31 protein-coding genes and 2 tRNA genes are annotated in these 25,707 nt (G+C 48.0%); 15 read left to right on the top strand and 18 right to left on the bottom strand.

Annotated elements, in window-relative coordinates:
- Positions 1 to 7: 7 nt before the first annotated feature.
- Positions 8 to 463: an Lrp/AsnC family transcriptional regulator gene (locus tag K9W43_02110; GenBank protein ID MCF2136008.1), complete on the top strand. Its 456-nt coding sequence runs from the start codon at positions 8 to 10 to the stop codon at positions 461 to 463.
- Positions 464 to 483: 20 nt separating this feature from the next.
- Here the strand turns inward: K9W43_02110 and K9W43_02105 are convergent.
- The 5 genes from K9W43_02105 to K9W43_02085 all read right to left on the bottom strand — a co-directional run bounded on the left by K9W43_02105 (position 484) and on the right by K9W43_02085 (position 3,382).
- Positions 484 to 571, bottom strand: a tRNA-Leu gene (locus K9W43_02105).
- Between the two features lie 204 nt (positions 572 to 775).
- Complete coding sequence (locus K9W43_02100; protein MCF2136007.1) at positions 776 to 1,546, bottom strand: energy-coupling factor ABC transporter ATP-binding protein; 771 nt, start codon at positions 1,544 to 1,546, stop codon at positions 776 to 778.
- Positions 1,531 to 2,328: an energy-coupling factor transporter transmembrane protein EcfT gene (locus tag K9W43_02095; protein MCF2136006.1), complete on the bottom strand. Its 798-nt coding sequence runs from the start codon at positions 2,326 to 2,328 to the stop codon at positions 1,531 to 1,533. Before K9W43_02095 ends, K9W43_02100 begins: the two co-directional genes overlap by 16 nt.
- Positions 2,329 to 2,387: 59 nt before the next feature.
- Positions 2,388 to 2,675, bottom strand: coding sequence for a hypothetical protein (locus tag K9W43_02090; GenBank protein MCF2136005.1), 288 nt, complete (start codon positions 2,673 to 2,675; stop codon positions 2,388 to 2,390).
- Positions 2,676 to 2,686: 11 nt separating this feature from the next.
- Entirely contained in the window at positions 2,687 to 3,382 is a 696-nt protein-coding gene (locus tag K9W43_02085) for an energy-coupling factor ABC transporter permease (GenBank protein MCF2136004.1), read from the bottom strand.
- 129 nt (positions 3,383 to 3,511) lie between these two features.
- Between K9W43_02085 and nikR the strand changes: the two genes are divergently transcribed.
- The 3 genes from nikR (at position 3,512) to mfnA (ending at position 5,536) form a co-directional block, all read left to right on the top strand.
- Positions 3,512 to 3,964, top strand: a complete 453-nt coding sequence (gene nikR / locus K9W43_02080) for a nickel-responsive transcriptional regulator NikR (protein MCF2136003.1) — start codon at positions 3,512 to 3,514, stop codon at positions 3,962 to 3,964.
- Positions 3,965 to 4,109: 145 nt separating this feature from the next.
- Positions 4,110 to 4,215: transfer RNA gene (locus tag K9W43_02075), tRNA-His, on the top strand.
- 139 nt (positions 4,216 to 4,354) lie between these two features.
- Positions 4,355 to 5,536, top strand: a complete 1,182-nt coding sequence (mfnA, locus tag K9W43_02070; GenBank protein MCF2136002.1) for a tyrosine decarboxylase MfnA — start codon at positions 4,355 to 4,357, stop codon at positions 5,534 to 5,536.
- A 2-nt stretch (positions 5,537 to 5,538) separates the two neighbouring features.
- Here the strand turns inward: mfnA and K9W43_02065 are convergent, their stop codons facing one another.
- Positions 5,539 to 5,892 carry a MarR family transcriptional regulator gene (locus K9W43_02065; GenBank protein ID MCF2136001.1) on the bottom strand — a complete coding sequence of 118 codons (354 nt, stop codon included), beginning with the start codon at positions 5,890 to 5,892 and terminating at the stop codon, positions 5,539 to 5,541.
- A gap of 180 nt (positions 5,893 to 6,072) precedes the next feature.
- Between K9W43_02065 and K9W43_02060 the strand changes: the two genes are divergently transcribed.
- Complete coding sequence (locus K9W43_02060; protein ID MCF2136000.1) at positions 6,073 to 6,759, top strand: TraB domain-containing protein; 687 nt, start codon at positions 6,073 to 6,075, stop codon at positions 6,757 to 6,759.
- Here the strand turns inward: K9W43_02060 and hypB are convergent.
- Together hypB and K9W43_02050 are read right to left on the bottom strand one after the other, a co-directional pair.
- Complete coding sequence (hypB, locus tag K9W43_02055; protein ID MCF2135999.1) at positions 6,756 to 7,406, bottom strand: hydrogenase nickel incorporation protein HypB; 651 nt, start codon at positions 7,404 to 7,406, stop codon at positions 6,756 to 6,758. The two genes, K9W43_02060 and hypB, sit on opposite strands and share 4 nt — an antisense overlap.
- 76 nt (positions 7,407 to 7,482) lie before the next feature.
- Positions 7,483 to 7,854: a hypothetical protein gene (locus K9W43_02050; GenBank protein MCF2135998.1), complete on the bottom strand. Its 372-nt coding sequence runs from the start codon at positions 7,852 to 7,854 to the stop codon at positions 7,483 to 7,485.
- Positions 7,855 to 7,972: 118 nt separating this feature from the next.
- Between K9W43_02050 and K9W43_02045 the strand changes: the two genes are divergently transcribed.
- The 3 genes from K9W43_02045 to K9W43_02035 all read left to right on the top strand — a co-directional run bounded on the left by K9W43_02045 (position 7,973) and on the right by K9W43_02035 (position 10,170).
- Positions 7,973 to 8,575, top strand: coding sequence for a hypothetical protein (locus K9W43_02045; protein MCF2135997.1), 603 nt, complete (start codon positions 7,973 to 7,975; stop codon positions 8,573 to 8,575).
- 29 nt (positions 8,576 to 8,604) lie between these two features.
- Positions 8,605 to 9,276 (top strand): hypothetical protein, encoded by a 672-nt coding sequence (locus K9W43_02040; GenBank protein MCF2135996.1) that lies wholly within the window; start codon positions 8,605 to 8,607, stop codon positions 9,274 to 9,276.
- A gap of 87 nt (positions 9,277 to 9,363) precedes the next feature.
- Positions 9,364 to 10,170 (top strand): YIP1 family protein, encoded by an 807-nt coding sequence (locus K9W43_02035; GenBank protein ID MCF2135995.1) that lies wholly within the window; start codon positions 9,364 to 9,366, stop codon positions 10,168 to 10,170.
- Between the two features lie 55 nt (positions 10,171 to 10,225).
- Here K9W43_02035 and K9W43_02030 read toward each other — a convergent pair whose 3' ends face one another.
- From K9W43_02030 to K9W43_02020, 3 genes are read right to left on the bottom strand one after another with little or no spacing between them, the layout of a single operon-like run.
- Positions 10,226 to 10,312, bottom strand: coding sequence for a type II toxin-antitoxin system RelE/ParE family toxin (locus K9W43_02030; protein MCF2135994.1), 87 nt, complete (start codon positions 10,310 to 10,312; stop codon positions 10,226 to 10,228).
- A gap of 9 nt (positions 10,313 to 10,321) precedes the next feature.
- A complete protein-coding gene (locus tag K9W43_02025) occupies positions 10,322 to 10,474 on the bottom strand; it encodes a hypothetical protein (protein MCF2135993.1) in 153 nt (50 codons plus the stop codon).
- Positions 10,467 to 10,715, bottom strand: coding sequence for a hypothetical protein (locus K9W43_02020; protein ID MCF2135992.1), 249 nt, complete (start codon positions 10,713 to 10,715; stop codon positions 10,467 to 10,469). The genes K9W43_02025 and K9W43_02020 overlap by 8 nt, the downstream gene beginning before the upstream one ends.
- 102 nt (positions 10,716 to 10,817) lie before the next feature.
- Between K9W43_02020 and K9W43_02015 the strand changes: the two genes are divergently transcribed.
- Entirely contained in the window at positions 10,818 to 11,057 is a 240-nt protein-coding gene (locus tag K9W43_02015; protein ID MCF2135991.1) for a hypothetical protein, read from the top strand.
- Here the strand turns inward: K9W43_02015 and K9W43_02010 are convergent.
- Positions 11,047 to 11,970 carry a geranylgeranylglycerol-phosphate geranylgeranyltransferase gene (locus K9W43_02010; protein ID MCF2135990.1) on the bottom strand — a complete coding sequence of 308 codons (924 nt, stop codon included), beginning with the start codon at positions 11,968 to 11,970 and terminating at the stop codon, positions 11,047 to 11,049. The two genes, K9W43_02015 and K9W43_02010, sit on opposite strands and share 11 nt — an antisense overlap.
- Before the next feature lie 114 nt (positions 11,971 to 12,084).
- Here K9W43_02010 and K9W43_02005 point away from each other — a divergent pair, with 114 nt between their 5' ends.
- Genes K9W43_02005 through K9W43_01995 form a run of 3 tightly spaced genes read left to right on the top strand, consistent with a single transcriptional unit; the run spans position 12,085 to position 14,779 of the window.
- On the top strand, positions 12,085 to 12,594 hold the full coding sequence (locus K9W43_02005; protein MCF2135989.1) for a DUF6125 family protein: 510 nt from the start codon (positions 12,085 to 12,087) through the stop codon (positions 12,592 to 12,594).
- Positions 12,570 to 13,442, top strand: coding sequence for a TIM barrel protein (locus K9W43_02000; GenBank protein ID MCF2135988.1), 873 nt, complete (start codon positions 12,570 to 12,572; stop codon positions 13,440 to 13,442). Before K9W43_02005 ends, K9W43_02000 begins: the two co-directional genes overlap by 25 nt.
- Entirely contained in the window at positions 13,439 to 14,779 is a 1,341-nt protein-coding gene (locus K9W43_01995; protein MCF2135987.1) for a methyltransferase domain-containing protein, read from the top strand. Before K9W43_02000 ends, K9W43_01995 begins: the two co-directional genes overlap by 4 nt.
- A 2-nt stretch (positions 14,780 to 14,781) precedes the next feature.
- Here the strand turns inward: K9W43_01995 and K9W43_01990 are convergent, their stop codons facing one another.
- From K9W43_01990 to K9W43_01980, 3 genes are all read right to left on the bottom strand, one after another.
- A complete protein-coding gene (locus K9W43_01990) occupies positions 14,782 to 15,621 on the bottom strand; it encodes a hypothetical protein (protein ID MCF2135986.1) in 840 nt (279 codons plus the stop codon).
- Between the two features lie 83 nt (positions 15,622 to 15,704).
- The gene (locus K9W43_01985; protein ID MCF2135985.1) at positions 15,705 to 16,004 is read right to left on the bottom strand and encodes a hypothetical protein; all 300 of its coding nucleotides are present in this window, start codon (positions 16,002 to 16,004) and stop codon (positions 15,705 to 15,707) included.
- Between the two features lie 84 nt (positions 16,005 to 16,088).
- Complete coding sequence (locus K9W43_01980; protein ID MCF2135984.1) at positions 16,089 to 17,054, bottom strand: transcription initiation factor IIB; 966 nt, start codon at positions 17,052 to 17,054, stop codon at positions 16,089 to 16,091.
- A 325-nt stretch (positions 17,055 to 17,379) separates the two neighbouring features.
- Here K9W43_01980 and K9W43_01975 point away from each other — a divergent pair, with 325 nt between their 5' ends.
- On the top strand, positions 17,380 to 19,272 hold the full coding sequence (locus tag K9W43_01975; protein MCF2135983.1) for an arginine--tRNA ligase: 1,893 nt from the start codon (positions 17,380 to 17,382) through the stop codon (positions 19,270 to 19,272).
- On the opposite strand, the gene K9W43_01970 is transcribed toward K9W43_01975, so the two are convergent.
- Together K9W43_01970 and K9W43_01965 are read right to left on the bottom strand one after the other, a co-directional pair.
- Positions 19,259 to 20,608, bottom strand: a complete 1,350-nt coding sequence (locus K9W43_01970) for a TldD/PmbA family protein (GenBank protein ID MCF2135982.1) — start codon at positions 20,606 to 20,608, stop codon at positions 19,259 to 19,261. The genes K9W43_01975 and K9W43_01970 overlap by 14 nt on opposite strands.
- 1 nt (position 20,609) lies before the next feature.
- Positions 20,610 to 21,995: a TldD/PmbA family protein gene (locus tag K9W43_01965; protein MCF2135981.1), complete on the bottom strand. Its 1,386-nt coding sequence runs from the start codon at positions 21,993 to 21,995 to the stop codon at positions 20,610 to 20,612.
- 365 nt (positions 21,996 to 22,360) lie between these two features.
- Between K9W43_01965 and K9W43_01960 the strand changes: the two genes are divergently transcribed.
- Entirely contained in the window at positions 22,361 to 23,719 is a 1,359-nt protein-coding gene (locus K9W43_01960; protein ID MCF2135980.1) for a hypothetical protein, read from the top strand.
- Between the two features lie 4 nt (positions 23,720 to 23,723).
- Here the strand turns inward: K9W43_01960 and K9W43_01955 are convergent, their stop codons facing one another.
- Entirely contained in the window at positions 23,724 to 24,341 is a 618-nt protein-coding gene (locus tag K9W43_01955; GenBank protein ID MCF2135979.1) for an SNF7 family protein, read from the bottom strand.
- Between the two features lie 142 nt (positions 24,342 to 24,483).
- Here K9W43_01955 and K9W43_01950 point away from each other — a divergent pair, with 142 nt between their 5' ends.
- The gene (locus K9W43_01950) at positions 24,484 to 25,704 is read left to right on the top strand and encodes an AAA family ATPase (protein ID MCF2135978.1); all 1,221 of its coding nucleotides are present in this window, start codon (positions 24,484 to 24,486) and stop codon (positions 25,702 to 25,704) included.
- Positions 25,705 to 25,707: the final 3 nt, after the last annotated feature.

The following is a 25,707-nucleotide window of genomic DNA, read 5'->3' as shown; positions in this document are numbered from 1 at the left end:
ATGTTAGTTGACCGCAGAGGATAGAATAGATGCACGAGATCTTGCAATCATCAAGATTCTTAGGGAGAACGCCCGGACCTCTCTCAGAAAAATAGGAGAACGAGTCAAGCTGGGAGCAAGTTCGGTACGCAAGAGAATCAACAGACTTCACGAGATTGGAGTCATAAAACGTTTCACTATTGAGGTGGACTACCGCAGGATAGGCTATGAAATACATGTCCTCGTCATGATCAGAGCAAAACCAGGTTCATCTGAATCACTCTATCAAACCCTCTCCAGTTACGAGGAGGTCTCGGAAATATTTTGGACTGCTGGGCCTGCAAACTTTGTGTGCATTGTTCGAGTCAAGAATATGACTGAGTTATCCAAGTTTATGTCAGCAAGTATTGAAAGCTTGGATAGTGTTGAAAAAGTAGATACTATTTTCCTCATGCCACGACCCGAAGGCATAGCATCAAAATAATAGAAAAATGGAATAAAGAATGGTGCGGAGGGCGAGATTTGAACTCGCGAACTCCTACAAGACGAGGATCTGAACCTCGCGCCTTTGACCTGGCTTGGCAACCTCCGCTTGATCATCATGCCGTTGGTCGATAGTTGGACTGTTCGTGGCTGTAGGGCCCAGTCCACCTACCATTGATAGTAGGCACATCCGTGAACTATAGGTTCACACCATGATTGGAACAACCTTGGACGACTCCAGACGGATTTATTTAAACTATTACAGTTCACCTATCCAAGATTGGCCACATGCATTGTTGCAGTTTACAACCTTTTAACCATAACGGACAACACCAGTCAAACAGTCTAGACCTTTCATCTTCTTTTTGAGGCAGGACCAATCCCCCATGAGTGTGACTAGTTCTGGACGGTCAAACGCCTCTTCCACAGGGCCATCATAGACAAGCATTCCATTATCCATTATCGCAATAGAATCCGCCCAATTCTCGATAAAGATGCGATTGTGTGTGGTAAACATGACACTGGCACCATCTGCGCGCAGCTGATTTATGATGTCAATCATAGACTCGACCATTGGGAAGTCAAGACCCGTAAATGGTTCATCTAACAGTAACACTTTGGGGCGCATTGCTACAATTCCAGCAAGTGCAACACGTTTGGCCTGCCCATGACTTAGTTTGTTCACAGAGCGCTCGAGAAAATCCTTCATGCCGACAACATCAAGAGCCCATTCGACACGATGCCGGATCTCCTCTTCGCTCAGTCCCAAATTTTTCGGGCCAAATGCCACATCTTCCCATACGGTTGGGGCAAAGAGCTGATCAGAGGGATTCTGAAAGAGAAAACCAACTTGTTGTCTGATTACCCACAGGTTCTCCTGCACTACGGGAGTTCCAAGAACACGAATCTTTCCGGAGGTGGGTCTCAATAGACCCAAGATAAGCCGAAATAAGGTGGTCTTTCCAGAACCGTTGAGCCCTACGAGAACCTTCTGCTCTCCGTTCATTAATGAGAGAGAGATATCGCGAAGGGCAAACTTCGGATACCTGAAATTTACTTTCTCTAATTCTATAGCGGGCTCCATGATAGTATCACTCCTAAGATTTGAAACAGAAGACATTGTACTGTAAAGATGATGAGGGCAAGTATTGAAAGAAGGAGAAGATCAGCACGGCGAAATCCGTGAGCTCTATGATCGACGGAGGCACCAAAACCACGCAGGGCCATAGCCTCATAGACAGCTATACTCCGGTCAAAGGCCCGGTCTATAGTAGAACCAACTAAATAGCCAAGCGACGTGATTTTTTCTCTCCGAGAGGCACAGTGATAACCACGCAAGATCTGAGCCTCCTGCATCCGAAACCTCTCCTCCAAAAAGAGGGGGATATACCGTAACATCACCATTAGTGAACCGATCAAGACCGAGGGCACATGCAGTGTTCGAAGAGCATCAGTAAAGTCGGCCAGCGTCATATGCGAGAGAGTCACTAGAAAGAGCAGCAGAAGCCCCATCATCCTGAGCCCAAGCAGAAGCCCCATGGTGATCCCCTCAGCATAGATGTTGAGAGAACCAAAGGGAGTCACAAGTGTAGTGACTACAGTAGAACCATACAGAAAGGGCTCGAGAAAGATCCAAAATAGAATGACAAACTCAAAGCGAGCTGCAAGAGATAGCACCACTCTCCAACGAGTCCTCACAAGAGAACCGCCGATGAATATGAAGAGAAGTAGTGTTGCAACAATAGTGGGGGAGCCTTGGACAGATATGAGCGCACCAGTGACTACCGCCGCCACAAGCATTGCAGCAGGCGAAAAGACCGATGCTTGTATTTGTCCCTCGGCAAACGGGAGGAGAAACTTACTCATCTGTCCAAGCTCCATTACATTTCAGTAGACTCAATTCATAGTGATGGTTTCGGTAGGCATTATGCGCTCTGGCGAGAGAGGACCTTGAAGCACAACATACCGATAACCAATACAATCACGACGCCGATGATTCCGGTTATAGCCTCTATGATTGGGCCCTCTCCCAAAAAGGTCCAGATCCCCTCGAAGCCACCCGAGGGCTCGGGCGCGCCAGCAAAGACGAACAGTGCCCATTCAAAGCCATCGGGATTGCTTGAAGCAAGACCAGCTAGAATCACCACAGCAAGAATCACAATCACAACGACTACAACAGGAAGTACAAATTTAGTGAGTTCATCTTTCTCCATTCTTAGACCTCCTATTCCGCAGGCTTTGCCCATGGTGCCTCAGTCACACTTGCCATCTCCGAGACCTCGCTTCCGGTCAAAAATGAGATGACCTGTGGATGCGCCTTCACAAAGTACAGCAGTATGACAAAGGTCAGAATCGCCTCACCAATCCCGATCAGTGCATGAATGCCAGTGATTGCGACCAGACCGGCCACTCCGAAGCCGGGTACTGTCTGCAATTCAAGACCAAGAATCATCGCTGCAACAACGACCGTGATGTAGGATGCGACCGATGCACCAATGAGAACCGCATTCTTCTCGCTCATCTTCTTTTTGAGAGCCTTGAACAATACTATCGCTAGGAACCAGCCAAAGAAACTGGAAAAGACGCCCATATTGAACAGATTGATGCCGTAGGTCAGCATTCCGCCATCACCGTATAATGCCTGCACAAAGAGCACAAGGGCAATGACCAAGATACCCGCCCAAGGCCCGAGCATCACCGCAATCAGTGTTGTCCCAACGAGATGCCCACTCGAGGGGGGCACTGGAAAGTTGACATACTGTGCTGCGAAGATCACAGCCGCTAAGACCCCAAGGTAGGGTACTGTCCGCTCGTCGAATTTTTTGTTCAGCTGCCGAACGGATATGACAATCATACTACCGCTCACAATCCACATCAGGATCTGCAGCCATAATGGAAATACGCCATCAGGTACATGCAAAGTTAGTTACTCCAAGTGTTCGTCAAGTCGGGCCAAACCAAAGCTACTTAAGAGTGTTACTTATTGTAAATTTGTGCTACGATTACAACACGGTTGTGTCACTAGTAACCTACCGCGAGAGAAAATGCAATGACCGAACAAGAGAGTAAAGACCTGAAGAGATTTGGAGTCTCCATCCCGGAAGATCTTTTGGAACGTTTTGACGAGATTGTACGTGCTCGTGGATATGTTGGGCGATCCGAGGCGATCAGAGATGCTATGAGAGTGTTCATTAATCAGTGCGAGTGGGAGTCCAAACAAGAGGGACATCTTGCGACACTGAACATAGTGTACAATCACCAGCCCAGACTGATGGCCGAGCTGATCCGGGTCCAGCATAGCTCAAAGGCACATGTGATCTCGACCGTTCATGTCCACCTGACACATAGTCATTGCTTTGAAGCACTCACTATTCGTGGAGATAGAAAGGACATCGAAGACCTCGCAAATAAAATTGAGGGGCTCACAGGTATAGAGTATGCACGGCTATTTACATTCTCACTGCCGGATGATGATCACGAGATTGATCACCATCACTATTAAGCAGCAAGTGAGAACATGTAGAATACAGCGGATTACTAAGATCACATAATTGCGAATTATGAGGGCTTGCAGAATCAAAGCGCCATGAAAATCTTAGTAGCGGAAAATTATTAAAGCCATCAACAATGTGCCACAATCAGCAATGGCCCGAGTGGGGTAGTGGCTGGTCCACATCGGAAGATGAAGGACCCACTTGAACCTTGGAGACTGTGGATCTCTAGCGGCGGGTTCGATTCCCGCCTCGGGCCCCATCTCTTCTCTATTTCTGATCAGACAGGCAGCAGTACTTGACTATAGAGAGAACGAGCCATCAAGATCCGCTCCATGCCACAATGATTTAAACTGTTAGTAGTTCGTACTGCGCTCGAAGGTAACTACGGAGTCGAGTCGATGCTTGAAGAACATGGCACGAGCAGAGATGAGGTCCTGAGAAGACTGGACCAATTGTTAGAGGCGGATTCCACCTATAGCAGCGGACATCCTGTTGCTTCAATGTCCACAATTCCACATAGCCTTGGGACCGAGGTCTTTGCGAGGACACTTGAAAAAAATGCTGGACGCCTGCACACATTTCAAGGATCAGCACACGTCGAGAGAGAAGTCCTAGAGATGATTGGGGATCTGCTCAATCTGGAGTCTCAAGCATTCGGCACGACCACATCTGGAGGGACTGAATCAAATATCCTTGCCATACTGGCCTATCGAGAGAGAGCCAAGAAAAAAACCAAGACCCCGGAGATAATAGCACCAAAGACAGCTCATTCGTCAGTAGATAAGGCGGGATGGTTACTTGGCGTGAAGGTCAAGAGAACACGGGTCGACAAGGAGTTCAAGGCGATTCCGAGAGCGATTGAGAAAAAGATCAACGAGAATACTATTGGAATCGTTCTGACGGCTGGAACGACCTACTTGGGCCAAATTGACCCGATTGAACAAGTGGCAGAGATAGCAAGGGATCACAAGATACCGTTGCATATTGATGCGGCATTTGGCGGGTTCGTCATCCCATTTCTGAATGAGATTGGCCGTGGCAAGTTTCGATTCGCATTTGAGGTCAATGGAGTCACAAGTGTCAGTGTGGATCCACACAAGATGGGCCTTGCCCCGATCCCAGCAGGAACAATTCTCTTTCGTGACAAGAAGTATGTCAAGGTCATCACGAATACTGTGCCATATCTTAGGGGCGCAAGTTCGACACAGATATCCATTCTGGGAACTAGACCCGCAGCATCAATTCTTGCAACATGGGCCGTCATGAGACATCTTGGCCGAGAGGGATATCGAGAGATAGTACGAGGCTGCATGGAGCAGACAGATCATATCATGGAGCGAGTGAGGCACAATCCAATGCTACAAGCGGCAATTGAGCCAATCATGAACATAGTGGGGATTGAGAGCAGAGAGGTGCCTGTGAGTACGATCATTGACTTGATGGAAAAGAGAGGCTGGCGAATGGCCGCCTCACCATTACCTCCCACAATGAGAATTGTAGTCATGCCACATGTCACACGTGGCTCGATTAATGCATTCTTCAACGACCTAGATGACGTCTCTACGACCATTCCGCCATGAACTCACTTCTTGGGGCGTTTCAGTGAATCGACCTCATCCTCAAGTTCTTCTACACGTTTCCAAAGATCCATCAATGCTGCGACGAGCACAGACACCAAATACCCGTACCGAACGGCATAACCCCCAGAGGTAGGGCGAACAAGGAGGCCCAGTTCCTCCAGTCGTCGAGCAGCATTGGTAATTGATTGCTTGGAGAGGGTCTCCTCGCCTGGAAGAGCTTCAATCATGTCACGGATCTCTTTTGGTGCCGCGACAGGACCTACAATGTTTTCTAAGAGCGCATGAAGAACAATAGTCCCAGTTCTCATTCTCGGGCTGGCTAATTTCGAGAATGCTACATCCATATCAGGTCGCATGAGAGGTCAACCGAACCGAGTACACGTAATTCAAATGAAAAACCTTTGTACTCGTCCTCTTGTTTCGAAGAACACCGTCGCCACGACACCATCAAAATTACACGTGTACTAGATGCGCAGTGTAGCTGCACAACCGTAACCACAATAAGGAAGTGAAAGTCCAACACGGTGTGAAATGCAGTGAACTCGGACTTTGATAGAGTGATCTTTGTGCCAGTCATCCATACCGATGCGGAGAGCGTTCAGAGGGTCAGAAACACCATTCGAGAGCACAGACCAGATGTTGTGGCTGTTGAACTTGACAGACAACGCTATGAACTCATGCTCAATCCACCAGAGGAACAGGCAAGTGTAGAGGCAATTCCAACAGGGGACATGGTTCAGAACCTGATGCAACAATTTGCGCTTCTCGAAAAGAACTTGGGGGATATGGTTGGTTCCGATGCCGGCGCAGAGATGATGGCCGCTATCGAGGAGGGAAAGGCAATAGGAGCAAAGACGGCTCTCATCGATCGACCAATTCAGGTCACCATGCAGGCACTCATGCAAGTCCCACTTGATGAACTATACCGAATGGCGGGAATGATTCCTGAACTGACCGATGACGAGGAAGGAGAGGATGCTACCGAGATCATGGAGTCCCTCAAAGAAGAAGAAGGGGTCTCTGAGATCATGAGCCAGTTCCGTAAAGAGTTCCCAAATATCAGTAGAGCGCTGATTGACGAGCGGGATGAGTATATTGCACGCGCTCTCAAGACTATCTTAGGAGATGTGGATGGCAAGATTGTTGCCGTCTTGGGCGCTGGTCACATTGAGGGAGTCAAGAAACGTCTTCGGACGTTACTTCAGCAAGAGTCAGCAAGTTAGAGGTCTAGTGCTTTCACCAAGTCATCTATTCCGTCACCAGTCTTTCCACTCACTTTCACAACTGGAATCTTGGCATCAACTTCACGAATATCACGAACAAGTGCATCAACATCGAACTCAAGTGCCTCAGCAAGATCTACCTTATTGATGACGACCATGTCAGACCGTTTAATCGTCAAGGGATGCTTACGAATCATGTAGGGGCCTTCGGTAATGCTCACCACCACTATCTTCTTGTCAACACCAAGCGGATATCCGGCAGGGCAAATCAGATTTCCAACATTTTCGATGAACACCAGACTATACTTTGAGAGATCGACTTCTTTTAGTGCAACTCGCACCATACGCGCATCGAGATGACACGCCGTTCCCGTATTGATCTGTACAGTGTCTACACCATGAGAGGCCACACGATCAGCATCAATTGTCGTTGCAAGGTCGCCAGCCACCATGAGAATATTATATTTCGAAGAGAGCCGTTCACAGAGTGCCTCAATTAACTGTGTCTTTCCAGTTCCGACAGATCCCATGATGTCGATAGCTTTGATACCATGTTCCTTGAAGATGGACGCATTGATAGATGCGGCCTCTTCATTCGCACCAAATAGGTCTTTTCTCACATCAATCGTTATTGCCTTGTCGGTCAAAATAGAATGGCCTCCGATTTCGGAGAGCTAACATTTCGCTTTCAAGCTTTGGGGTGAGGGCATCAGTGCGAAAACATCAGTCCTGAGGCCACTTACTCAAAAGAAAACTTCGTGTTGCCTCGTACCAATCATCCAATTGCTTTAGTATGCGTTCCTTGACCTCTTCGGTCGAGACCGCTCTGTACACGTAATAGTAACCGCCACGCGGGAAAGTTCGCGCCTCTCGTACCACAAGACCCTTGTCATGCAGTTTGCTCAAGACACGCTGCACTGTGGTTCTATCACGATGAACAAGTGTGCGGATCTCCTCCACAGTCTTTTCACCAGTGAGAAGGGCAAAATAAGTATCAACTTCTGTTGTCTTGAGTCCACACGCACAGCAGAGAAAGTCGGATGGACTCTCGAAACCACGTGAAAAGATTCCATCCAAAGGATCATAAGTTGTCATTTTCAGCCGCGTATGTGTAAGTGATTAACACCTATAAGAGTTGTGCAATGGAATCGCACACTCGATATTACAGCCTTTGAAAAGAGGATATGTCCTACAACACATGGGTGCAATACACATGGTATTTCGACCATCAGAACATGATCCACGAACTCACGATAGTTCAGAAAAAGACCTTCTATTTTCACGAGAAGACAACAGAAGGGAGCATGAGTGGATACAAGAATTTGAGAGGGACTTCTCAAAAGCACCAACAATGACTCTCTCCTCGGACCGAATAGGACCATTAGGAACCCGTCATGAAGACCCACCTCATGAGAGAGAGACCAAGGCTGGTCCATGGATCGCACCCGAGCGTGGTGCCACGCACCTGAGACCAATTAATCTCGCACCCCTTAAAGGAGTACTCGAGTCCGACCCAATGCGATCAAAGATCCTACGTGTTCTTATAGAAGATGGTGGCTGGGTCACCACAACGGATCTGCTCAAGGTGGCCAGACAGGTACGACCAATCATGGGCGCTGTGACAATTGGCACAATCTTAAGCGGACTGAATGAACTAGTGTCGGCCAGACTAATCCTAAGTCGAAGCTCACTTGGTTCTGGAATAGATTGGGCTGAGTGGCGTATTAATCCGGATTGGCTTGATCCCACAAGACACCTTCTGCAGATGTTAACACGTGCACGCATAAGGGAGGCCCAACGTTCCGAGTCGAGTTGATTTACTCATTATTGAGTAGTATCAGACCAATGAGTAGAGTTATAAGGGCGTTCAGCAGGCAACGCCTCATGCAAGACCAGAGTTATGATCAAGACCAAATTGAGAGAGAAGAAGAACTAGAGCTTCAAGAAGTATCTAAAGAGAGCGAGTATACCAAGAAGTTTGCAATAGTGGCGGTATTTGCAGCTTTGTCCATTGCGATTGCACCTGTGGCGACATTTCTTCCACGCCTGAACTGGGGGATCGCACTCTTCGACCCAGTCTCTTTAGTATGGATAGCAGCATTTCTAGTTGGAGGCCCGTATGTGGGAATCGCCACTGCACTCGTGGGTACTGTAGGATTAGGGTTTACGGATCCGACTGGTGTGGGACCGCTATTCAAACTATTAGCGACATTACCACTGATCATTATTCCCTCAATCTACACTCAACTGAAACTGAAGGGAGCGTTTCAGAAGGGACACCTTCTCTCTAAGACATCCGTGTACATTTCGTTGATGGTGGTTGCGTACATTATTAGAATCGTGATCATGATACCCACGAACCTTGTACTAGTACCACTGTTCTTTCACGTGAACGATGCCACATGGATAATCAACTATACCATCCTACTAAACACGGTCCAACATCTATGGGATGTACTGGTCCCGTTCATCATTGTCCATAAGACTCCATTGTTCAAAGACTTTAGACTCTGGTAAAAATCGATGAGAGAACTCTTCACTCACAATTGAGTTAAATACACAAGAGGCACACATTGCATACCATAACTGCAAGGAGTATTTCCCATGGTACGGCGTTGTGCCTTTTGTGGCAGCCCAGTTCCTGCTGATGCTACTGTTTGTCCAGTCTGCAAAGAGACCATTGCAGAGGAACGGTTGGAACGACTACTTCCAATGCTCAAGCGACCTGAGGCACCAGATGTACGCATGATGGGGCCACTTGAACGGTTATGGGGCGTGATCAGAAGACCAGCTCCAACCTATAGGGATATAGGACATAAACCAGACGCCGCGGGACCACTAATTATCATAATTCTCAATGCATTGATCATTACTGGATACTATCTCTCAATTGCATCCAAGATGTACGTTCCAGTCAATGTCAATGGCACGATAGTTGACACGAGTGTATTATCAACATCGGATAGTATGCCATTTTATGCAGGGGCGTTGGCCTCGATCGTGACGAACATACTCCTGGGGATGGTGTTTTTGATCCTCGGAACGGGATTTGCACATCTCGCCTTCAAGATCACTGGTGGTACTGGAGGCAAGATGAAGACCCTATCTATAGTAGGGTATAGTATATTCCCAGTGGTACTCTTTAGATTGGCGGCACTTGTTGTACTTCTGGCAATACCAGGATCGTTTAACGTGAGCAATCCAGGAACTTGGGCAGCCATAGTAATGGCAATACATAGTTCAGGATTCTGGATTATGTTAGATTATGCAACAGCAGCGTCCTTTGCATGGGTCGGATTCCTCCTTATATTTGGTATTAGAGAGGCGCACGATACTTCGACCGAATGGGCATTTCTTGTCTCACTTGCGTGTATGATTGTGCTGATGTGGACATTTTGGCAGGTGCATTGACGCCCCACATCCGTGACGACAAGAGGCGTTCTCTGGTAGCAATCACAATCAACGATTACTTGTATATTGTACCTCTGTGTCCAATCCTTAGAATCACAATCGTATCGTGATCAATATCAAAAATGACACGATATTCCCCAATTCTGAATCTTTACATTCCAAGTTTCGGGTGAATTAGTTTTCTGGTATAAAACAGAGGCTCTTGTGCATAATCTTTGATTGCGGCAGCAATCCGTCTTCTTGTTGCAATATCCAACTTCTTCAAGTCTTTGAGTGCCCTACGAGTGAGAAGAATCTTATACATCAAAGGCTTCCTCGAATGATTTCACTCGCCCCTCCCGATAATCCTGTCTTGCCTCTTCAACTGATTGGAGATACGTGTCACTCGAAAGACCAGAGAGATCTTCTAATGTGTCCCTGAAAACGTCTGAGATAAGGGTGCGTAGCTCCTCTACTGTAAGATCCTTGACCTTTGTGAGCAAGCTAAATGCCTCCTCTCTATCTCTCATCGTTTCAAGAAAAACTTTGCCTTCATCGATGCTCAATCTGATGCTTCTTATGACAACACGGTAATCACTTGATACTAGCGTTTATTTAATATAAATAAACCTCTTTTTTGAAGCCCATGCACTATTGCTAGTGGTCGAGTGCCCGCCACACCTGCACCATTAAGTGGGATTCTCAATGAAACATTGATTGTAAGTGGGGCGATCTTGGTCAGTAGGTTCATAGTCAGCCCACTAGCGGCGGTGGACAATAGATACCTCACCATCATGGTTAAGGTCATTCGTGAGATGTGGTCGGGAGTATGTAAGATCCTATCCCCAGTGTCCATACATGCCCAAGTGTTCTGTGGCAGTTGGCAACTCTATATCTCTAGAAGATGAGTCCATAGAGTGGAATTATTACGAATGCAATAAGACCCACAAGTGCCCCCACCTTATCCAGAGTGCTACCGATGAGTAATGCCTTCTTATTGGATGGATCCTTGAGCGGGGCAAACGCAGCACCTAAGACCACTGCCATTCCAAGAACGAGAAGAGGCCAGAGATTCCAGCTCGCAAAACCCAGATACCAGATGAGAAAGTAGCAGACGACTCCGATAAGATTGAACACAAATGACACTGCGGCTGCTGCCTTATACCCGTAGACACGCGCAATCGTGCGGACATTACGCAGTGCGTCACCCTCGACATCCTCTGCGCCCTTGATAGTTTCACGTGCCTGAAGGATCATAAAAGCAGTGATGAAGAATAACCATGAGGGGAGAGGGATGAAATAGAAATTGATTAGTTCACCATAGACAAAAGAACCGTAGATAACACCAAACGCAAAAGAGAACGCAACAAGAAAGTTCCCGGCGAGTCCAAGTTCTTTGACCTTTGAGGCATAGGCATACCCGACAATAAGAAACACCATAACAACAAGAGATCCATAGATTCCATTTAGAGCCGCAAAGATCACGCCCAGTGCGCTCAGAAAGACTACATATGCCCAAGCCTGACGAATACTCATCCGTCCACTCGGAAGTGCTCGGTGAGGCCGGTTAATCTTGTCAATCTCGATGTCGAAAATATCATTGACAATATTTCCACCCCCGGCCACAAAGAAGTAGGTGATATAACCAAAGAGAAAGTTTAGCCAATAGTCATGGATCGTACCTATTGGATTCATGCGGTAGGCAATCGCAATGCCTGCAATGACGGTGAGACCACCAATAATACAATTCTGGGGTCTCAATATGGATATGAACGCCTTTGGGTCAGTCCGTCGTTGTGTCGGTGGTTGTTCTTCAGACACTATCATCGCCTCATTATACCTCGGACGGATACGTCATTAAAGACTTCCGACAATCAGAGACCAACCTAAAGTATTATTCAGGAGAGAGTCCCAGATAGACGAACGTGAGAAACCATGACCTTTGAAGATATGGACAGGGAAACTCTCCTCAAACTCATAGATGCCTATGCTAAAGCCTGGCAGGCAATGGACGGCGCTTACTTTCTCTCACTTGAGAAAAAGTATGGCATGGATGTAGCAATGGAAATGGATCGTGAGGCATGGAGGATTTTTTCTCCCATCGAGGCCAAACGGATCATGCGTGAGTTCAACATCCCTGAAGGCGGTGGTCTCAAGGCACTGGAAAAGGCATTGGGATACAGAGTCTATGCTGCACTCAACACACAGTCTACCGAGTGGGATGGTGAGAACAAGCTCATATTCACGATGAACTCGTGCCGGGTTCAGGTGGCACGAAAGAGAAAGGGCCTTCCGGACTTCCCATGCAAATCGGTAGGGATCATTGAGTATACCGAGTTTGCCAAGACTATTGACCCACGGATAAAGACGCGATGTCGATTCTGCCCACCTGATGAACACCCCGATGACGCATATTGCTCATGGGAGTTTACTTTGGAGGAATGATACTGGGCGCTGTCAGATTTGGACCAGCTGGATACCCAGCCGAAGCAAAGGGGAAGATCGAGCATGTCTTCTCGATTTTAAAGGAACTTGGCCTCAATGTGCTCGAGTATGCAGCCGTTAGAGGACTTCGTATGAGTGAGGAGCGTTCTCAACAGATCCGTGAGCATTCCGAGAGAGCGGGGGTGATGATGACCATGCACGGAGCATATTACATCAGCCTAGCCTCAAAAAACCCTGAGACGCGAGAGAAGTCCAAGCTGCGTTTGATCAATGGATTGCACTGGGCTCCTAAGATGGGTGTGAAGAGAATTGTATTTCACCCGGGAGGCTATGGCGGTCTCAGTAAAGAGGATGCCTTTAAAGTCGTGAGAGATGCACTTCAGGAAGTCTGGGCAAAGAGCGATCGGAGTCCGAAAGAAGTCGTGTTGGCTCCGGAGATCGCAGGGAAACTGAGCATGTTTGGGTCTCAGGAGGAGATCATTGGGTTATGCCAACAGGTTGAGGGGTGTATCCCGACCATAGATTGGGCGCATCTATATGCACGGACACAGGGGGGCATAAATGACCGCGATAGCTTCCTTGAAGTACTCAACAGATTCGAAGAGGGTCTTGGAGACCTCTTTACCAAGAATATGCATTTTCATATCAGTGGAATCACATATACCGAAGCTGGAGAAAAGGCCCATCGACCATTAGGGGAAGAATGGGGTCCTGACATCCTGCCACTACTTGAGATCGTTCAAGAAGTTGGATACAAGCCCACGTTTATATCCGAAACTCCTGAGCCAGTAAAAGGGGCGCTCTATGCAAAGTTCCTGTTCGAGGGACTGGAGAACAGAGAAGAATGACAGAATACATGTTTGTCCTAGGAAAGAATTGGGTTCTCTCCATTGCGGAACTCATAGTCTGCCTTGAGAATCGTGGTCTTGACGTAAAGATTGTGGATCACTCTAGGACAGTTGTTGTTGCAGACATCGATCAGGAGTTGGACAACGAGTCTATTGCAGAGATACAGACCGCTCTTGGTGGGGCATACAAGATCGGGCGCACCATCATGGTCCTTAATCGAGAACTTGTCCAACATGCATATCCCAGAAGGGGGTCTTACAAGAAAAGAGATCGGGACCTATTCCTCAAATGTCCATGGCTGAACATAGTCTGGCCAAAGCCAAGAGCCAAACGAATCTCATTTGGAGTCAGCGCGTACCCCCTGTCGAATAGGGATACGATAGACCTGACCAGATTGATCAAGAACCTCAGTGAGGCAATGAAACATCGCCTGCTTGAGGCCGGAGCCCGAAAGGCAGCATACTATCTCTATGCTGAACCGGATAGACGAGATCCAGATAGACCGACCACTGCATTATGGCCACAGACGATTGCAAAACATAACCTGTTACATCCACCTAATGCGGAGATTCTCATCGGTGTGATGGACTCCAAGGTCTATATCGGCCACACCCTAACGGTCTATGATTCACAGCTACAACAATACAGGGACGAGGCCAGACCATATGTCACAAATGAGATCAGTACAAGCCCGAAGATCTGCAGGACACTTCTGAATTTTGCAGGAGTGAAGGAAGGTGATGTCGTGCTTGATCCCTTCTGTGGGACCGGAACGCTTCTCATGGAGGCCGCACTCCAAGGGATACGAGTCCGAGGAGTAGACATAGATCCAGATACAGTGCAAGGTGCCCGAACTAATCTCCGATGGTTGGGTCACGAACTGGATGAGCGTATCGACTTTGAGATCGCTCGTGGTGACGCACGTCAAGTCCATGAGATATTCACAGAGACCGTAGATGGTATTGCAACAGAACCACATCTAGGCCCAGTCTACCTTGGCAAACCAGATCTTCAATCTGCAAGAGCAACCATGAAAGAGTTGACTGAGTTGTACAATGACGCTCTCAAAAGCATGGTGAAAATACTCAGAGCTGACGGAAGAATCGCAATGACTCTGCCAGTGATCAATTCCACGGACGGATCGATTCGAATGGATACCCGCCCACTCCTGAAAGGAACAGGCCTTGTGATCTACAGGTTTTTCCCAAAAGATGTCATTCGACCTGTCTTGAATAAGAGTAAAGACTTAGCCTTACGGCCCGGACGCGAACGAATTCCAGAGAGAAAGCGGGGCCAGGTCGTTCAGCGAGACATTATTGTTGTGGGCCGCGGCTAAGACTAAAAGAGATACCGTATGACATCATCAAGGATCGCATAGGTCTGAAGGCGTCGTAGATCCCCTTTGACGTAAGGCATCACATGGTTGAGAAGGACAGAATGGTATTTTCGTTTATCGATAGTAGTGCGAACACAGTTGGCGACGGTCTTGAAGAGCTCCTCTAAGGCCTCTCGTAATGTCTTGTAGGGAATGTCATGATTGATTATGTCAATATCGAGAACCTCAATTCCTGCACCGTCAATAGGGACTGTTGCAAGAAAGGGGTATTTTTCGATTAATGGTTCTATCTCTTTCTTGAGCGTCTTTACAAGTTGCTTTCGTGTCTTACTGTCAATATCCATACGCATTAGATTGCGAAAGATGTGATTATGTACCTCAAGACAGTCCATAGACTTTCCAGTGAGTAGGCTATCATCAGTGACCTCATACTGTGCAACGAGCTCATCAAGGAATTTTCCAAATGCCGCAAAGGTCTGCGGATGTCCATGCCATTTCTGTAGGACCTGCCCGAGATCTTCACCTTCTGGAATCATTCGTTTCATGAATTCCTCAAGTGCGTAATCAAGGAGAAAACGCATGTGACCGATCCGTGCAGCCTTGCTGACGATCATCACGAACAACAGATGCTCGTTTCCGACCCACACATAACGGGAGCTCTCTGTATCAATAGTCTTGAGCGCTTCATTGGACGCACGGTCTATGAACGTGTGAGTGGCCGAGAGAAATGGTGCAATGAGATCCATATCCACATCCGTCTCTTCGTAGGCTCGGGCCACAAGGTTTCGGCCAGTATCGCGTTCAATCACCCATATACCCAGAATCGATCGACGATTGGTCAATGCCTAGATTGCTCCTCTATGTTGATTATCTATTCGATATAAGATAAGCTCTATGTGTATGCACTGAACGATAGTCATTCCGATTATTCTATGCTCAAGACTGCTTCGGCTAAGGCAGTTACTTGAGAATGGCCCCCTCTGACCTCGACAACTACTGTGAGATCACGCATGACCAATTTGATGAACAAAATGGGCCCAGTTGATGCCTCTTCTATCTCAATATGAATACGTTCGAACGTCATATCAATACAATACGGCCCCTGTGGATCGTGAACCTCAAGTGATAACGAGTCCTGTTGCAACCGAACACGACATTCCCCAAGAGAAGTCCACGCATCATCACGGAACAAGCGACACTGTACTAAAACATCGGCGAGCAGCACTTCTTCAACCGCACCTAAAATTTTGAAATAGAGCCGGGGACAGGGAATGAACCCTGTCCTCGAAGTTTGTTGTTGCCTTCGACTTCACATCGTGGAGATCCCCAGACGATCAACCATCTCCTTGTACCGATTTCTGACAGTGACCTCAGTCACTCTTGCGGTACGAGCGATTTCAAGCTGAGTTCGCCGAGAGCCTGTCAAGATGCTCGCCACATAAATGGCAGCAGCAGCCATGCCCTTGGGATCTTTTCCAATCGTGAGCCGTTCTGCTCGTGCTTTTTCAAGGATGTCAATTGCTTTCTTCTTGGTCTCACCAGGAAGATTCAGTTCAGTTCCAAACCGATGGACAAACTCGATGGGATTGCTGTGTGGAATCTTGAGATTGAGATATCTCAAAATCAGGCGTACACATAGGCTGAGCTCTTTTCGAGTGATATGAATTTGCTCAACAATCTCCTCAAGAGGTCGTGGGACCTGATGTACGCGGCATGCAAGGTACAGTGAGGCAGCAACCATACCAAGAATTGTGCGCCCCCTAGTCAATCGCTTTCGGAGTGCCTTTCTGTATATCACAGCAGAGGTCTCTCGAATTGAATAGGGAATGCTGAGTTGTGAACTAATTCTGTGAAGCTCCGTCATCGCAACTGCAAGGTTGCGTTTATCAGAGGAGTGAACCTTTGTACGTATCTGCCACTTTCGTAGGCGGTGAATCTGTGCGCGTCGTGTTGATGAGAGCTTTCGCCCTGCTGCATCCACGTTTTGCCGACCAATTATTGTCGTGAGCCCCTGATCGAATTTACTCCAATCAGCGGGACCTCCTACACGCTGGCGAGCGTTTTGTTCGTCAGCGGTAAAGGCCCTCCATTCAGGCCCCATATCAATAGAATGGTCAGAAAGAACGAGTCCACAATTTGCACAAATGACCTCCCCACGGGTGGAATCGATATACACGTCAGTTGAGGAACACGCAGAACAGACGTATTTTGGTGTGCCAAGGCCACTCTCCCTGTGAGTCCGGGTCTTTTCTTGTCTGCTGGCCAGTCCAATCATCTCCCTTCAGGCCCTCTCTGTGAGGGACCTGCGGTCAGAGTCGTCAATGAACCAATGCTTGAGTATCCCCCATGGCGTGTGGGAGAGCACTCGGCGACGCGGACGGAAGGGATTATTCTCTATTTAGAGAACAATTAACATCTACAAGCAACAAACATATATAATGGTTTGCACGGTTTCTCAAATTCTTCATTGATTAAAAATAACACTATAAGTATATACATCGCTTAGTCGGATGCGCGCGACGCGATATGAGAGAGGAGAACTATCGCGGGATTTATGAGTCAATAGAGGGGGGTCTCATTGAAACAGGTGAATGAATGCAATGGAGAACCCATGGATTTACTGTGAAGATCTGGCTGTAAATATGATATCAGAAGTCGCTAATGTTGATACTGAGACGGTCAAACAGTTCATCGAGATCCCACCAGACCCACAGCTTGGCGATGTGGCGACAACGATCTCATTTCAACTAGCAAAGCAACTCAGAAAGAGCCCGGCAATAATTGCCAATGATCTCGTGCAGCAACTGAGAGAACAAATACAGAAGTATCCACTCATTCGCACTGTTGAAGCAAAGGGGCCATACATCAATATCTTCTTTGAACCGGGCGAGATGGCCAAGATAGTACTAGACACAGTCCGAGAGAGAAAAGAGAGCTATGGGCGAACCGGTGAAAATGCTGGAAGACGCGCAATGATAGAATTTCCAGCGGTCAATCCATCAAAACCGTGGCATATAGGTCATGCACGGAATGCAATCCTTGGAGATACACTGTCAAATGTACTTGAGGCCACGGGCTATGATGTCATCAGGATAGACTACATCAATGATCTGGGACTCCAAATCGCTCAACTGATTTGGAAGCTTATGCAAGATTCGGAGGAGCCCAAGAAAGGAGAGAAATATGATCATTTTTTGGGTCGTCTCTATGTTGATGTTCAGAAGGCGTTTGAAGACGAGAATGTTGAGAGACAGGTCAGAGAGATCGGCCAGCAATTAGAAGACCCCAACTCGGAAGCATTCAAACTCGGAACCAAAATGGTCACAGAATGTGTCAAGTCACAGAACAAGACCGCATATGAGTTGGAGATCTACCATCATTACCAAATCTGGGAGAGTTCAATTGCTCACAGTGGATTATTAGAGAGAGCACGTAAGATGATGCTTCAGTGCGACAGCATCTTCAAGATGAAAGAGGGGGAGAAGGCAGGCTGCATCGTAGCAAAGCTTGACGACCTTGATGAGTTCAAAGGTATGAAGGATCCGTATAAGGTGCTCTTCAGGTCAGATGGTACTCGAACGTATACAGGTGCAGATGTCGCATTTCAGATGTGGAAGCACAGGATCATAGAAGACCCATTTCATTATACGGAGTTTGAAACCCAACCTAATGGAGAGGTCGTCTATAGGTCATCCCTTAAAGGGAAGAAACACGATCTCGGAAAGATCGATGATGTGTTCAATGTGATCGCTGCTGCTCAGGCACACCCTCAACGGCTGATCTACAATATTCTCGACCTTCTTGGATACAAAAAGGCCAGCAAGAACTCTCATCATGTGGCATATGAATTCGTAGGCCTTGAGGAAGCCGGCTTTTCTGGACGGAAAGGCACATGGATTGGCTACACGACTGACGATGTACTGGATAGGGCCCGTGAACTGGCCACTGAAGAGGTCAAGAAACGCAATCCGGATGCAGATGACGAGTTTGTCGAGAAAGTTGCTACCCAAGTCGCAGTTGGAGCACTGCGATACTTCATGCTTAATGCCTCACCAGATAGAAAGATCACGTTTCGGTGGTCAGAGGCTCTCGACTTTGATGGCGATGCAGGACCATATCTACAATACTCTCATGCACGTGCCCAGAGGATCTTAGAAAAAGCAGGAGTTGACAATGGTAATCCGAATCTTGCCATCCTTACCGCACCTCAGGAGTATGCACTCATCAAGGCCATCGGTAGATTTCCGAATGAGGTTCTTGAGATTGTAAGAGGGCTTAATAGACAACCGCGTGGAACCACATTCAGTTCGAACAGGTTGACGACCTATGGCTTCGAGCTTGGTACGCTGTTCAGCAAGTTCTATGACAACTGCCCCGTATTGAAGGCGGATGGCGATCTACGGGCAGCCCGACTTGAACTTGTTCGAGCCTTCAAGCAGACTATGGCCAATTGCCTCAGGCTCTTAGGCATTCCAGTCGTTAACCGGATGTGATGGTAGCAGACTCGATGACAATGGATGGCGTGATCACGCGGGATGTACGTCGCACATCGCTGCCAATTAGCATCACACGCTTGAGAAGGTCGCGCATATTGATACCAATTAGTGTGTTCTTTACAGGGTATTGAATCGCACCATTCTCGAAGTAGAACCCTTCCATCACCATAGCACTCAAATCACCAGTGGTCATGTTGGGCCGGTCCCCAGTATTGCGACAGATAATACCACGACCGACTTCGGCAATGAGATCATCAAGAGTGCCTCGTCCGGGTTGGACTATGAAATTGGTTGTGCCAATATTCGGAATACCAGAATAGGAGGCACGTACTGCGTTAGCAGTGTTCTCCACACCATCCTTCTGTGCCGTGTAAGAGTTGTGAAGCAGATTCTTGAGAACACCCGCCTCTAAGACGGGAGTCTTCCGCGAGGGAACACCCTCTGCATCGAAGGGACGAGACCCTGTACTGCCCTCCAAGAGCGCGTCATCGATGATCGTCAAATCGGGGGAGGCAATACTGTCACCTATCGCATCACTGATGTACGATCGTCCAAACTGAACCTCCTCTGCATTTACAGCTCCGGCAAAACCACTACCGATAATCGTAGAAACCGCAGTCGGTAAGAGGATGACAGGAAGCGTCCCGCTCTCGACCGTCTTTGCTCCAAGAAGAGAGAGGGTCATCTCTGCTGCTGTTGACCCAACCTTTTCTGGATGAAGGTCCTTCAATGCACAAGATAACTCATAATCATAACTTGAGGTCTGCTCACCATCCACTTTGATAGTGGGTATGGAATAGATCACTCCGGTAGTCCCTTGGCTCAAGGCATCAACACCAAGAGTGTTTGCAATGGCCACGACCCCAGAAACAACCTCTAGTTCAGCCTCAATCGCATGTTGTTTGCCATCTAGTTTGGCCTGGGTGGACTCAAGCAGAGTCGAAACAATCTCAGCAGCCACATCAGGACCAACTTCTGCCATTTCTTTGTCATATAGCCCCTTGATTGTAGGATAGGAGCCTGTGACACTTGGTAGGCTCACAAAGTCGGGATCGGGAACTGATACCTTTGCAAGAGAGATGGCATCACGGACGGCTGCGACTATATCATCATGATCGATGGTGGTCACATAGGCGAATCCCACACGCCCATCTACAACACAGCGGATCCCACAACCTGCATCCCGCATCTCCGATGCGCTCTTGATCGAGTTGTTTTCCACATCAATCGAGAAAGACCGGGAGATCCCAACATAGGCCTCGGCCTGTTGAGCACCAAGTTCCTCTGCTTTTTTGACTGCGAACTCTGCGGCATTCTGTGCATCCTGCTTCATCTTACATACCTCCTACTGGGATCTCACGGACCCGTGCATGTGGCCCACCGCTCATATCTGGAACGTACTGTCCATTCTTACCACAGGTTCCAGCATCCAATTCAAAGTCTTTGCCCACAGCATCGACCTTTGAGAGAACTTCAAGAATCTGACCCGCCAACGAAACATCACGAACCATCTGACCAATCTCTCCATTTTCAATCAAGAAACCATGTGATGCCTGAAACATGAACTGCCCCTTAGCAGGATCAGTATATCCATAATTGAATTTGCACAGGAGGATTCCGTGCTTTGTGTCTTCAAACATTTCTTCAACACCCCAATCACCTCGCTCCATGAAAGTATTGCTCATCCGGGGGATTGGAAAGTGCGAAAAGGTCTGCGATCGGGCTGCACCATTAGGCTCCATTCCAAGTCGTGAGGCGGTCTCAAGACTGTGAAGAATCTCAGTCAGAACTCCATTTTTGACAAGGTGTCGCTTTCGTGTTCTCGTGCCTTCCCAATCGTACTCGAAAGATCCTCGAAGACCGGGTAGTGTGGGATCGTCGCTGATATTAAGAAAATCAGGGCCCACCGACTTTCCGATCAACTCTTCGAGAACAGTGGTATGGGCAGGCCAATTATCAGCCTCGCAAGCATGACCAAATGCCTCGTGAACCATGACGCCATTGAGAACCGGATCCATGATCACATCATAGACGCCACCCTTAGCCGCAACTGATGCAAGTAGGTCAATTGCATGCTTGGCGGCAGAGGCCCCAATATTCTGCGCGTCATCCTTCTCCATCATCTCAAAACCCCCTCGCACACCAACTGACTTGAAAGCACGTTGTCTATTGCCGCCCTCTTTTGCTGTGGGAATTGAAATTATTCGCGGGAGAGCATTTTCCATGTAGACCGAGGTCCCAAGAGAATTGACAATGTAGAGTTCGGTCCATACATCACCATAGACCGTTCGTGTATTGGATATGCGGGCATCAAACGCTCTAGCCTGTGAGTCAATCTGTTTCACAAAGGCCATCTTTTCTTCCATGGATACATCATGAAAGGGACGTTTAACATCAAGGTGCACCTTAGCAGTAAAGGAGGGCCCATCAATCTCGAATTTTTCCATCACCTTGCTCTTGGTGGCCAAGGCAAGCCGTGCCACGGATTCACCAGTGGCCCGCATTCCAGCAGGAGAGAGATCAGTAGTCTGGGCGAAAGCCCACGCACCATCAATAAAGGCGCGAATTCCAGCGCCTTTTAATCGCGCAGCTGTAGTTCGACGAGTTACACCATCACTCATCTCAATTGTGGTCATGATCGTGTTTTCGACTCGAACATCAGCAAAGGATGCCCCAGCATTCAATGCTGCTTCAATGGCCATTTGTGCGAGATCTTCCATGAAAATCGCCTGACAGACAAAAAAAATGAGCCTATAACTACTTTGAGGTCTGGTGCAGAAACCGAGTAACTAACACCCATGTAATACATGGGTCTTTCTTAGCAAATGACAGAGGTATAATTGGAGCCTAGTCCGGAGGCGGACAGTTGAACGTGGAAAATCAACCATCCCCCAACTCTTGTGAATCATGCCACAGTGGCAATGCAACGCATCTATGTGAGGACTGCGGGGCAGTATTATGTTCAGACTGTCTAGATCATCGGACGACTGAGTACTACTTCTGTAGCGACTGCCATCATAAATTGGGGCCAGTCACACCAGGGCAACCTCGACCTGAGAAATGCCCAGAGTGCGGGTCTGAAAATTTGAGTATCGGAAAGCGGACAGTGGACATCTGCCCAAAGTGCCGCTCGACACGATTGATCCCTATTGAAGAGAAACGGAGAGAGCTTGCACAAGAGCTGAGACACACAATCATGATGCTGCAATATGGGCACTCCAAGCTGCGCGAGTTTGTCAGGAACCTTACTGATGCACGTCAGACACTGGTCTCGTTGCGAATGGCCAAGTTTCTCCATTACAAGTGGCTTGAAGAACAGATCGAGGCCATCCAAGACGAGTTGCCAGCTCTGAAGAACAGGATTGTGAAACAGGCCGAGATCGTCGCCCGCCAGATGGCTGCTGAAACCAAGGGTCTCATGGACTATCCGTCATGGACGGCACAGGAGTTTCCGTTCATCACTGGTGTCACAAATCGAATGACAGAATTGGGAACTCAATACAGGCGTCATGTTGATGACACACTCGAAGAAGTCAACAAGAAACTACGAGATCTTCGCAAGCACATTGAGGGTCTCGACTACTATAAGCGCCAGTTCGCAGGGTTCGGGGAACTTGTTGAACTTGATGTCGGAGAACTTCCAGTCTGTGCCTTCCCGGAGATTCGGGTGACGGGTAGTGATTTTCTCAAGCATGATAAGGCCTCAGGAACTCTGTACGTGACAAATCGACGACTCATCTTTATTGCTACAACAGGGACTTTCAGGAAAAAGACCGAGGTAATCTTCCAATTCCCATTACTGTATCTCAACGGGTTTGAGGAGGATGGCCGATTCCGAAAACGTCTGGTCCTCAAGTTCAAACAGGGCGTTCTAAAGATCTCATGTAGTGAACAGACACAGAGAGTCCTTCCGGATTATATCGAGATTGCAAGGAAGTTCGACAGGTATATTCAGACCGATATGCAGAGAGTACGAAAGATCCAGGCCTGCGATGTGAACGCAAGTGACGCCCGTCTTAGAATCGACGAACTTGTATATCAACTGCTGTCGAACAACCACTACTCAACACCACAACCTGAACTCCGTTCGCCTCCAAGAAGGTACTCATCTGATTGGTCACGCCCCCAAACAGATCACCAGTATAGTCCAAGTATGTCCCCCCGTTATGATAGTTTTAGGGACGAACTGGAGGACATTATCGGAAGGGCAAACACATGGCGCTATGGGCCAGCTACTGCACCACAGGATGCAGAGGCCATACACATGAACCAGACCATTAGGGATATTGAGAACGATATTCGTGAGACCGTTCAACTGCTCCGGACGGGTATGATCGTACCCAGCGACTTTGTGCGTAGGTATAGAAGCCTCATGCGCGAACAATACAAGATCCGTCGGCTACATAATCACTATGAGGACAGGAGAAGATCCTTCAGGTGGTAGACGGTTATTTTCCGAGTTCCTCTTCAAGAGCGCGAATCTCGTCCTCCAATTTATCGCTCTCACTGATGACCACATGTGTTGGCGAAACCGCCGTAGCAACACCAGCCTCGGCATCAATCTCTGCCATGGCTGCTGTAAGATCTTCAGAACTGACACGACTATCGCTTGTTACTTCAAAGGCCTCACCGACAATTCCGCTCTCGATCTCAAACTCTTCCAACCTGCGTGAGATCTCGTCTAGATGATCTATCACCTTGGGGGTCTCAGTCGCATCACCCAGCATCTTCATAATCTCTGCGACCTGACCTACTGCCATACTGACCTTTGCAGTCGTCTGAGCCCGTTGAACATGAGAGATAATACGAAGGATACGCAACCGCGTCTTGTCAAGGACTAGAGTGGAGCGACGCAACCGAACCATTTCAGTGGCATACATCTGATACGCCTCACGGTTGCTGGTCTTGCGCGCCTTGACCGCACGTGCCTTAGCATCACGGGCTTCTTTCTCCATCTTATTACGCTCACGTTCTAGCTGACGAACAAGTATCCTGAGCCGGCTGAGCATCTCAGACACGTCGGGCTTTTTTCGCCCCCATGTGAAGGCCTTTCTTATGGAACCCAAAGAATCTCACCAAAACACTCTTTTCATAAATAACTCAGTGTCTCATCGTTTAAATCTTCGTAGCTCTCGGTCTGAGTGAAGACCACTTAGACTAGAAAGAGTGAAGTTCATTACTGTTTCCTGTTGAGAGTAAGTGATCACGATGGCAGATAGATTGGATAAAGGGGTCAAGGCACTTCTTGATAAAGCAATTGACCTTGATAAGAGGGGAATGACAAAAGAGGCCTGTCAGTATTATCTGAAGGCCAGTAAAGTTCTCATCAAAATGTCTAATGCAGCAGCATTACCATCATTACGAGACCTATATTTCAAACGCGCCCAAGAGTGCGTAGATAGGGTTCGCCATCTATCGGGCATCGAAAAGAGAGATAGTCCCTCAATTGGACTTGTCAGACCCACCCCTATCGAACCCGAGAGCGAAACTGAAGCGGATGCTGATAAGGGAACACCCAGTGCGGAGACCATAGAGGTTGATGAGGAGACCAAGAAGCTTCAAGAGATGATGTCTGACACTATTGTGACAGAAGTCCCCGATGTGCGTATGGATGATGTGGCAGGACTTGAAGATGCCAAACAAGCAATTCAAGATGCGATCATTGCACCAATGAAGCATCCGGAACTGTTCAAGGGGCGAGTGCGACAGCCCTGGAGAGGGATATTGTTCTATGGCCCCGCAGGGTGCGGTAAGACATTGATCGCGCGTGCAGTTGCATCTGAAATCAAGGCAACCTTCTTCAACGTGTCTGCTGCAAACATCGTCAGCAAGTGGCTAGGCGAGTCAGAGAGGCTCGTCCATACATTGTTTGAATTGGCCCGGAAAAATCAGCCTGCGATTGTGTTCATTGATGAGATCGATTCCATTGGTGGCGCCAGATCAGGTGATGATGTGGGTGGCGAGCGTAGAATGAAGACTCAATTACTCACCGAACTCCAAGGCCTTGCCAGTAGTCCGGATGAACGGATTACTGTAATTGGCGCCACAAACCTTCCTTGGGAGATCGACTTTGCTCTACGTTCTCGCTTTGAGAAACGGATACATGTACCTCTCCCGGACAAGATCGCACGGAAGAGCATTTTTGAGATCCACATGACAGATATTGAAATTGGTGCAAACGTCGATTACGATGAGCTTGCGGATCTCACAGCAGGATACAGTGGCCGCGATATCAGTATCGTATGTCGAGAGGCCTCAATGGAACCAATCCGTGATCTCCAAAGAAGTGGAAGACTTGATGATGATAAGGAGATCTTGGATGTAAGACCAGTCGAGCGCGGAGACTTTCTACGAGCCATCAGTAACACACGACCAGCAACATCTCCTGAGAACGTCAGAAAATACATCGAATGGGCGGAGGCGACCTAAGTC

It is taken from the genome of Candidatus Thorarchaeota archaeon (genome assembly GCA_021498125.1).
Lineage (GTDB): Archaea > Asgardarchaeota > Thorarchaeia > Thorarchaeales > Thorarchaeaceae > B65-G9.
The sequence above is the reverse complement of the archived record's forward strand: the minus strand, read 5'-3'. Positions and strand labels throughout refer to the sequence as shown.

Coding starts and splice junctions, on each gene's coding strand:
- K9W43_02045 (MCF2135997.1), top strand. CDS start 7,973: ATGGTATTTCGACCATCAGAACATGATCCACGAACTCACGATAGTTCA.
- K9W43_02005 (MCF2135989.1), top strand. CDS start 12,085: ATGACCTTTGAAGATATGGACAGGGAAACTCTCCTCAAACTCATAGAT.
- K9W43_01980 (MCF2135984.1), bottom strand. CDS start 17,054: ATGATTGGACTGGCCAGCAGACAAGAAAAGACCCGGACTCACAGGGAG.
- K9W43_02040 (MCF2135996.1), top strand. CDS start 8,605: ATGAGTAGAGTTATAAGGGCGTTCAGCAGGCAACGCCTCATGCAAGAC.
- K9W43_02000 (MCF2135988.1), top strand. CDS start 12,570: ATGGGAGTTTACTTTGGAGGAATGATACTGGGCGCTGTCAGATTTGGA.
- K9W43_02100 (MCF2136007.1), bottom strand. CDS start 1,546: ATGGAGCCCGCTATAGAATTAGAGAAAGTAAATTTCAGGTATCCGAAG.
- mfnA (MCF2136002.1), top strand. CDS start 4,355: ATGCTTGAAGAACATGGCACGAGCAGAGATGAGGTCCTGAGAAGACTG.
- K9W43_02090 (MCF2136005.1), bottom strand. CDS start 2,675: ATGGAGAAAGATGAACTCACTAAATTTGTACTTCCTGTTGTAGTCGTT.
- K9W43_01965 (MCF2135981.1), bottom strand. CDS start 21,995: ATGGAAGATCTCGCACAAATGGCCATTGAAGCAGCATTGAATGCTGGG.
- K9W43_02065 (MCF2136001.1), bottom strand. CDS start 5,892: ATGCGACCTGATATGGATGTAGCATTCTCGAAATTAGCCAGCCCGAGA.
- K9W43_02025 (MCF2135993.1), bottom strand. CDS start 10,474: ATGTATAAGATTCTTCTCACTCGTAGGGCACTCAAAGACTTGAAGAAG.
- K9W43_02035 (MCF2135995.1), top strand. CDS start 9,364: ATGGTACGGCGTTGTGCCTTTTGTGGCAGCCCAGTTCCTGCTGATGCT.
- nikR (MCF2136003.1), top strand. CDS start 3,512: ATGACCGAACAAGAGAGTAAAGACCTGAAGAGATTTGGAGTCTCCATC.
- K9W43_02095 (MCF2136006.1), bottom strand. CDS start 2,328: ATGAGTAAGTTTCTCCTCCCGTTTGCCGAGGGACAAATACAAGCATCG.
- K9W43_01975 (MCF2135983.1), top strand. CDS start 17,380: ATGGAGAACCCATGGATTTACTGTGAAGATCTGGCTGTAAATATGATA.
- K9W43_01970 (MCF2135982.1), bottom strand. CDS start 20,608: ATGAAGCAGGATGCACAGAATGCCGCAGAGTTCGCAGTCAAAAAAGCA.
- K9W43_02050 (MCF2135998.1), bottom strand. CDS start 7,854: ATGACAACTTATGATCCTTTGGATGGAATCTTTTCACGTGGTTTCGAG.
- K9W43_01950 (MCF2135978.1), top strand. CDS start 24,484: ATGGCAGATAGATTGGATAAAGGGGTCAAGGCACTTCTTGATAAAGCA.
- K9W43_01995 (MCF2135987.1), top strand. CDS start 13,439: ATGACAGAATACATGTTTGTCCTAGGAAAGAATTGGGTTCTCTCCATT.